This window comes from Homoserinimonas sp. (genome assembly GCF_056262345.1).
Map to the genome: position 1 here is coordinate 1 of NZ_JBACFR010000042.1, position 2170 is coordinate 2170.

The following is a 2170-nucleotide window of genomic DNA, read 5'->3' on the forward strand; positions in this document are numbered from 1 at the left end:
GCGCAGGGGGTGTCTCTGCGAATGTTCTGGACTAGCGTGATTCGACGGGCAGCACGCCCCCACGGGTGAGAATCCGGAAGGACCGCATGAAGGCACGGGGTTGACCGCATGATCGAGTTCCGCTCCGTTTCTAAGCGCTTCAATGACGGAACCCTGGCCATCGACGACTTCAGCCTGGTGGTGCCGGCGCGCACCACCACCGTTTTGGTGGGCTCCTCCGGCTGCGGAAAGACCACGCTGCTGCGCATGATCAACCGCATGATCGAGCCGACCTCTGGCACGATCGAGATCGACGGGGAGAGCGTGCAGGGGCGCGACCCGGTTCGCCTGCGGCGCAGCATCGGCTACGTGATGCAGAACGCGGGCCTGCTGCCCCACTTCACGGTGCTGGGCAACGTGGCAACCGTGCCGCGACTCAACGGAGTGAGCAAGAGCGCCGCAGGCGACCGCGCGCTCGAATTGCTCGACACCGTCGGGTTGAGCCGCGACCTGGCCGACCGCTACCCCAGCCAACTCTCGGGCGGGCAGCAGCAGCGCGTGGGAGTAGCGCGGGGCCTGGCCGCCGACCCGAACGTCCTGCTCATGGATGAGCCGTTCGGGGCCGTGGACCCCATCGTGCGAGCGGAGCTACAGCAGGAGACCATCCGCCTGCAGCGCGAGCTGGATAAGACCGTGGTGTTTGTAACGCACGATATCGACGAGGCGTTTCTCCTCGGCGATCAGGTTGTCATCCTGGAGAAGGGTGCCCGCATCGCGCAGGTGGGCAGCCCGAGCGAGATCATCGAAAACCCGGCGAATGACTTTGTCGCCAGCTTTATCGGCATCGATAAGGGCAAGCGGGCATTCACTGTGAAGGAGACGCCGCGCGGCGCCGTGGTCGTCGACGGGGCGGGCCGCACTCAGGGAGTGCTGATCGAGGGGGGCGACGCATGAACTGGGTGCTCGAAAACCTCGACCTGATCGGCCGGCTTTCGCTTGAGCACATTCGCCTGAGCCTCGTTCCCATCGTGGCCGGGCTGCTCATCTCGGTGCCCATCGGCTGGCTCGCGTTTCGCTTTCAACCCGCCCGAGGGGTGATTCTCACCGTGACCGGGCTGCTCTACACGATTCCCTCGCTCGCCCTCTTTGTGATCTTGCCACCCCTTCTCGGCATCAGTTATCTGAGCGAACTCAACGTTGTCATCGCCCTCACGATCTATGTGATCGCCATCATGTCGAGGTCGGTGGCGGATGGCCTCGGCTCCGTCGAGCCTGCGACGAGACAAGCCGCCATCGCCATGGGCTATGCGCCATGGCGCCGCTTCTGGACCGTTGATTTTCCCCTCGCCGGGCCCGTCATCCTCTCGGGCCTCCGCGTCGCCGCGGCGAGCACCGTGAGCCTCGTGACCATCGGCATCCTGATCGGCGTCGAGAGCCTCGGGTACCTGTTTACCAACGGCTATCAGCGCCGCATCGTTCCCGAGATTTTCGCAGGCGTGATCATGGTGATGCTCATCGCTCTGGTCATCGACGTTGTGCTCATGGTGGCCGGGCGGATGCTGCTGCCATGGGCGCGCGCCATGACGGAATCGTCGACGCCCGCCCGTGAGCCCCTGGTGGAGGCAGCATGAACCTGTTGCTTGAAGCCCTCGCCTGGCTGGTCAACCCCGAGCAGTATGTTGGCCCCAACTCGATCCCGCTCCGCCTGGGCGAGCACCTCGTCTATACGGCGGTTTCGCTGCTCATTGCCGCCATAATCGGCATCCCCCTCGGCTATCTGATCGGCCACACGGGAAAGGGTCGCGAGCTCGCCGTGGGGCTATCGGGTGCCGCCCGCGCTCTGCCATCGTTTGGTCTCATCCTGCTGCTGGTTCTCGTGCTCGGCGTGACCAACAAGCCAGAGGCGGCCTACACGGCGTTCGTGATTCTGGCGGTTCCCTCGATTCTGGCAGGAGCATACGCGGGGTTCGAGGCGATCGATCGTCGCATCATCGACGCCGCTCGAGCCATGGGCATGACCGGATGGCAGGTGCTGTGGAGGGTCGAGGTTCCGCTCGGCCTGCCCATCCTGATCGGCGGCATCCGCTCCGGCGCGCTGCAGATCGTGGCCACCGTGACGCTCGCGGCCTACATCGGCCTCGGCGGGCTCGGGTACTACATCTTTCGTGGGCTGCCCCTTGGCCGCTACGAC

The 2170-nt window shown here is 65.1% G+C and carries 3 protein-coding genes; all 3 read left to right on the forward strand.

Annotated elements, in window-relative coordinates; all coding sequences use genetic code 11:
* The first annotated feature begins 108 nt into the window (after positions 1-108).
* Entirely contained in the window at positions 109-933 is an 825-nt protein-coding gene (locus AC062T_RS02010; protein WP_476026921.1) for an ABC transporter ATP-binding protein, read from the forward strand.
* Entirely contained in the window at positions 930-1610 is a 681-nt protein-coding gene (locus AC062T_RS02015; RefSeq protein ID WP_476026923.1) for an ABC transporter permease, read from the forward strand. Before AC062T_RS02010 ends, AC062T_RS02015 begins: the two co-directional genes overlap by 4 nt.
* The coding region (locus AC062T_RS02020) for an ABC transporter permease (RefSeq protein ID WP_476026925.1) at positions 1607-2170 on the forward strand (564 nt) is incomplete at its 3' end. The genes AC062T_RS02015 and AC062T_RS02020, both read left to right, overlap by 4 nt.